We start from the raw sequence: 5,509 nt of genomic DNA, 5'->3' as shown, positions 1-5,509 counted from the left end.
ATCTGCCAACGGGGCTCCAGTTGATATCTATGAAGAGCTCATCGATTTTAATCCCATTGGTTTTATGGCCACGGGTACCTCCAATTTACCTTTTGAGTTTGATGTACATGATACCTTGACCCCTCAGATAGTGACCTTTGATGTTGGTTTTACTTCAGATGAAATTCTGGAACCGGATCGTCACGACCTGATCCTGATGATGGGTTCCCCGGAGGTTGCGATCATTGATGATGATGAGGTTATTAGCGGGATCGGTGATTATCAAACATACTATAGTGAAGCCTTGAGAATTGCCGGGATCGTACATACCACATGGGATATTGCCGCCAACGGCCTACCCACTTTGGAGTGGCTGCAACACAGTTCCAGGATCATCTGGTATTCAGGTGATCATGAAGCACCTCTAAATGATCTGAAGATCACGTTGATCTCGGATTATCTGGCAGACGGGGGGAAAGTCCTGATGACTGGCCAGGACATTAGCAGCGGAGATGGTAATCTTGAAGATTTCTTAAGTGAATATTTCGCTGCTGAGCTGGCCTCTGATCAGGTTACTAGCGCCTATGTCTATGGTGATGCGGAACATGAGCTGATGGAAGTTGTTGATCGTTACTCGATCTCAAATTTAACAGCTGCCAACAATCAAACATCACCAGATGCTTTCACTGTTCTGGCAGGTGGTTCTTCGCTATTTGTGTATCCATTTGTGGGAAATCTAACTGGTGGGATATCAGTGAAGGATCAAACCTATTCAACGATTCTCCTGGGCTTTGGTTTGGAAGCTCTAACGGGTTTTAGTGGAGCCGCTGATAGCATCCGAGCTGACCTGATCCATAGAATGCTCCTATGGCTGGATCTAAGTGCCACTGGGGTCATTGACAACACCTTGAATCTTCCGGGAAAACCTGGAATTGCAGCCGCTTTTCCCAACCCGTTCAACCCCGAGATCAGGTTTGATCTTTCATTGCCAAGTGGCACCAAAGGAACCTTGCAGATCACCAATATCAAGGGTGCGGTTGTTGAGACACTTCAAGTGACTGCTTCAGGTACACTCAATTGGCATCCGGACAGTAAACATGCAGCCGGGATATACTTTGCAAAGCTTACCAGCGATGGGGCTGTTATTGGTGAATGGAAGAAGATCACCTACTTGAAGTAGCTCAGTATTAATCGTATTCAGGCAAAGGTTTTAAGCTTTCTCGGGAATAAAGAGTCTATATTCATCCCGTGAAAATGGCTCATAAACAAGTATGTTAAAGCAACTCTTTAACTGGAAATATGCTGGTCCGGCAGCCATTGTTTTTGCTGCTTTCCTCTGGTCGCTGGATGCACTCCTGCGTCAGTCTCTTTACAGTTTGCCCAGTATGTTCATCGTTTTTGCTGAACATGCCCTGGGGCTGCTGGTCACTTTACCTTGGCTGATCAAGTTCTGGCCTCGTATCAAGCAGCTCAACCGGAAGACTTGGGTATCTATTTTTTGGATCTCCTTTTTCGGGGGATTGCTAGGGACCTTAGCTTACACCCAGGCTTTAAGCTATATCAACTATATCAATTTTTCGATTGTAGTGCTGCTGCAAAAACTGCAACCTATTTTTGCCATCTTTTTGGCGCGTATTATTCTCAAAGAGCGCTTCAATGGCCGCTTCTATCTTTGGGCCTCCCTGGCTTTGGTGGGCAGCTATTTTGTGGCTTTTCCCGATATTTTACCACAGTGGCAGGATGGTGGTAAGAATGTGTATGCCGGATTGTTAGCTGTGGGGGCAGCTTTTGCCTGGGGGTCTTCCACGGTCATGGGTAAATACAGCTTGCGAGAATTGGATTCACGGATCATTACGCCACTGAGACTGGGACTTACCACAGCAATAAGCGGTCTATACCTGTTATTATTTGTGCGAATTGAGACATTTCCCGGATTGAATTCAGAGCAGGTATTTTTTTTAGTCGCGATCGTGTTGTCTTCTGGCACAGTCGCTCTCTCCATTTATTATTTTGGTTTGAAGAAGGTGCAAGCTAGTCAGGCTACCATTCTGGAAATGTTCTGGCCCATTTCAGCCGTCACCATTGACTGGGTTTTCTTTGATCACGCCTTGACCTGGAGCCAGATTACGGGGGCATCCGTTATGTTAATTGCGATCTATCAGGTCACGCAGAAGCAAAAGTTAAAAGTTAAAAGTTAAGAGTTGACGCCTTCGCAGAAAGTCCCTCTCGCGCGCAGAGCGTTGTATTGAGTTCATCGAAATGACGCAAAGTGTTGATATATATGGATTTAGGAGTATTCACTATATATGGTTGTATTTAATGGTTTTAGGGCACATTTTATGAATTCTCAGATACTTTTTGCGAGATCGTCAAAGTTAAAAGTTAAAAGTTAAAAGCAACCATATTCCTCCCCTTGGGGAGGTCCTCTGTAAGAGGGGGGGAGGTTCCATGGCCAAGCATACTCTGGAGGCTGAGATCGCCCAACGCAGATTGTAGAGCGTAGAGAGGTGTCAAAAAGAATAAACCCCGGAAACGGAAAGAAAAACGGCAGGAAATGAGTGATTCCTGATGATTTCAGAAAAAAAATTGCAACAAGAGCTTCACCATGTATATTCGCTGCGCTGAAATCATTCAGCTTTGACAGTTATGGGGAATATGAATCCACGAATTCATCATTTGTAATTCATAATTCCTAATTGAAACACGGGCGCTTCCGTCTACGTTAACACTACGCCGGACGAGACGCTCAGACTCATACCAATCCGTCACTCCTTGTGGAGTCGAGGATTGGTTCTTCAAGGGTCATTTTGACAACAAGGGCGCTTCCGTCTACGTTAACACTACGCCGGACGACACGCTCAGGCTCATACCAATCCGTCACTCCGTGTGGAGTCGAGGAAAGGTTCTTCAAGGGTCATTTTGACAATAAGGGCGCTTCCGTCTACGTTAACACTACGCCGGACGAGACGCTCAGGCTCATACCAATCCGTCACTCCTTGTGGAGTCGAGGAATGGTTCTTCAAGGGTCATTTTGACAACAAGGGCGCTTCCGTCTACGTTAACACTACGCCGGACGAGACGCTCAGACACTTTTCTTGTCCAGCATCCCGAGCGGAGTTGAGGGACAATGATTTAAGGAGTCATTTTGACAAAGGGGCGCTTAGTTCAGTTGGTTTAGAACACCTGCCTTACAAGCAGGGGGTCGGGGGTTCGAGTCCCTCAGCGCCCACCCCCCCAAGCCCTTGGCCACTTCGGTGGCTGGGGGCTATTCTTTTTTATAGAGATTGGTAGTATATAAGGGATAGAGCCTTCCAGGCCTTTGTCCTCTCCATTCAAGTGTGTCTTCCTGAGGCTCTCCAAGGATAGGAACACCAGTAGCTTTCACCACTCTTGAAAACCCTTCAACTATGACAAAACATGACCCTGATTGACACTAAACACGTTGGGCAGGCTAAAATGGGCAGGCTAAATATGATCAATATTCAAGTTAGATAAATATTAATACTTATTGTTTCTAGATTATCGGGAACTTAATATACCAGCAAGAATTAAAAGTATAGATAGTTATGAGGGTACAGGACTATGGATAAACAACACATTGGACAGAATGTGAGGCGTCTTAGAATGGAAAAAGGTTGGACCCAATCTATTCTCCATGAAGAAACCAGATTAAGCATTCCTGCTATAGGTAACATTGAGCGGGGAAAAGCAGAACCACGAATAGCTAATATAAAAAAAATAGCCGACGCCTTAGATGTAAATATGTATGAATTACTACGCGAAGCTCCATCTTTAGAATCTGTTCGTTTCCGTGCAAATAATAAGATGAAGAGGCGAGATAATATATTAGTCGATGTTGCAGACTGGTTGAATAACTACAACCTATTAGAATCTTTTGCAGGAGAGAAAACTCAAAGCTGCATTCCCAAGATTATTTCAAAATTAGGTAAACAACCAAGCTCAAAAGAAGAGATCATTTTAGCAGCGAATCTCACCAGAGAGTTTGTTGGCCTTGAGAATGATGAAAAAATATATGATGTGTGTAATCTCGTTGAATCCAAAGGCATCAAGGTATATGAAAGGAAATTGAACTCATCAGAATTTTTTGGGTTAAGTGTGGGCGAAAAGGATGGTGGTCCAGCCATAGTTGTGAATACCAATGATAGAATTTCTGTTGAGAGATGGATTTTTACTGTCGCGCATGAACTTGGTCATTTAATACTACATCAAAGTGCCTATGATTCAGCAGTCGAAAGTGAAAATGATAACGAAGAGCTGGAAGCCAATATCTTTGCCTCACATTTTTTAGTGCCTAAAGAAGCATTCCAAAAAGTTTGGGAAGATTACTATGGTATGCCATTTGTAAATCGCGTACTGCGAGTAAAAAGAATATTTAACGTCTCCTATAAGACCATTCTTTACAGAATAAATGAGGAATTAGACGGTAAAAGAAATATTTGGGTAATGTTTTATGCTGGATACAAACGGCAGTTTGGTAGAAGTATATCAAAACATGCTGAACCATCTGGAATACAGCGGAAAAATTTCAGATCATATGAACCAGAAAGCAAAATTTCTGAAGAACCAGAAAACCTCGATAAAGGTGAGTTCGGCGATGGACAATATCTCTCCCTAATTCGCAAGGCTATTGAATCTGAAAACATTAGTGTGAGCAAGGCGGCTAAGATGTTAAAGCTGTCAATCACCGAGTTCAACCAGATGGCAGCCTGTTGGATATAGGTATTGACGTAGACAAATGTCACCCCTTCTTATAGACGCTAATGTTCTTATAGATTTTCTGAATACAGGGAATCTAAATGTCTTAGAAGAATACTCTCAGAATGTTGCGCCTGTAGAGGTACTCGATATGATTGTGGGTGAAATCAAGGAAATTGATGAACTGAGCATCAGTGAGTCAGGGTTGAATTTGCGTGAAACAGAATTTGACATATTGGAAAACTGTCTGAATTTGGCAAACGCTGAACCTTCAATGTCGTTTGAAGATCACTGTGTGTTTGAAACCGCGCGCCAAAACCAATTTGGAATCATAACTGGCGAGAGGAAGATGATTGCCAAAGCAGCAAGAGAGAATATTGCCGTCATAAGAGGATTCAGAGTAATCTACGAATTATGTGATAAACAGTTAATATTGAAGGAAGATGGTATATCAATCGTAAAGCAAATAGTTGAGTACAACCCGTACTTTAATGATTCGATAAGAGATGACTTTTTGAAGTTATTTTGAGAGTAGCCCCACAATCGCATCCGTCAGCTGAATCCAAATAGTTTGAAAGGCAGTCAATCCTCAACCCAATCTTCAATTATTTCCGAAACACCAGTAACATCCAAAACAAGATTATAAAACCAACGCAAACGATTTGGGTAGCCAAAGTGGGCGTAAATGGTCTTTGTATGCTTGCCGAGCTTGATTGTATAGGTGGTTGCCTCACCATCCAGGATTTCGCTAAACCCCTGTTCTATTGTACCATCGGATGTCACACTTAGTTCAGATTCCTCTGTATATTCTGAT

Annotated in this window: 5 protein-coding genes and 1 tRNA gene; 5 read left to right on the top strand and 1 reads right to left on the bottom strand. The window is 43.1% G+C overall.

What is annotated here, in order from left to right; all coding sequences use genetic code 11:
• The 5 genes from U9Q77_02305 to U9Q77_02285 all read left to right on the top strand — a co-directional run.
• The coding region (locus U9Q77_02305) for a T9SS type A sorting domain-containing protein (protein MEA3286196.1) at positions 1 to 1,159 on the top strand (1,159 nt) is incomplete at its 5' end.
• Positions 1,160 to 1,250: 91 nt separating this feature from the next.
• A complete protein-coding gene (locus U9Q77_02300) occupies positions 1,251 to 2,177 on the top strand; it encodes a DMT family transporter (protein MEA3286195.1) in 927 nt (308 codons plus the stop codon).
• Positions 2,178 to 3,133: 956 nt separating this feature from the next.
• Positions 3,134 to 3,208, top strand: a tRNA-Val gene (locus U9Q77_02295).
• Positions 3,209 to 3,561: 353 nt separating this feature from the next.
• Complete coding sequence (locus U9Q77_02290; protein ID MEA3286194.1) at positions 3,562 to 4,719, top strand: XRE family transcriptional regulator; 1,158 nt, start codon at positions 3,562 to 3,564, stop codon at positions 4,717 to 4,719.
• A 16-nt stretch (positions 4,720 to 4,735) separates the two neighbouring features.
• Positions 4,736 to 5,224 (top strand): hypothetical protein, encoded by a 489-nt coding sequence (locus tag U9Q77_02285; protein MEA3286193.1) that lies wholly within the window; start codon positions 4,736 to 4,738, stop codon positions 5,222 to 5,224.
• 53 nt (positions 5,225 to 5,277) lie between these two features.
• On the opposite strand, the gene U9Q77_02280 is transcribed toward U9Q77_02285, so the two are convergent.
• A partial coding sequence (locus tag U9Q77_02280) for a hypothetical protein (protein ID MEA3286192.1) occupies positions 5,278 to 5,509 on the bottom strand: 232 nt, incomplete at its 5' end.

Source organism: Candidatus Neomarinimicrobiota bacterium (genome assembly GCA_034716895.1).
Taxonomy (GTDB): domain Bacteria; phylum Fidelibacterota; class UBA8477; order UBA8477; family JABMPR01; genus JABMPR01.
The sequence above is the reverse complement of the archived record's forward strand: the minus strand, read 5'-3'. Positions and strand labels throughout refer to the sequence as shown.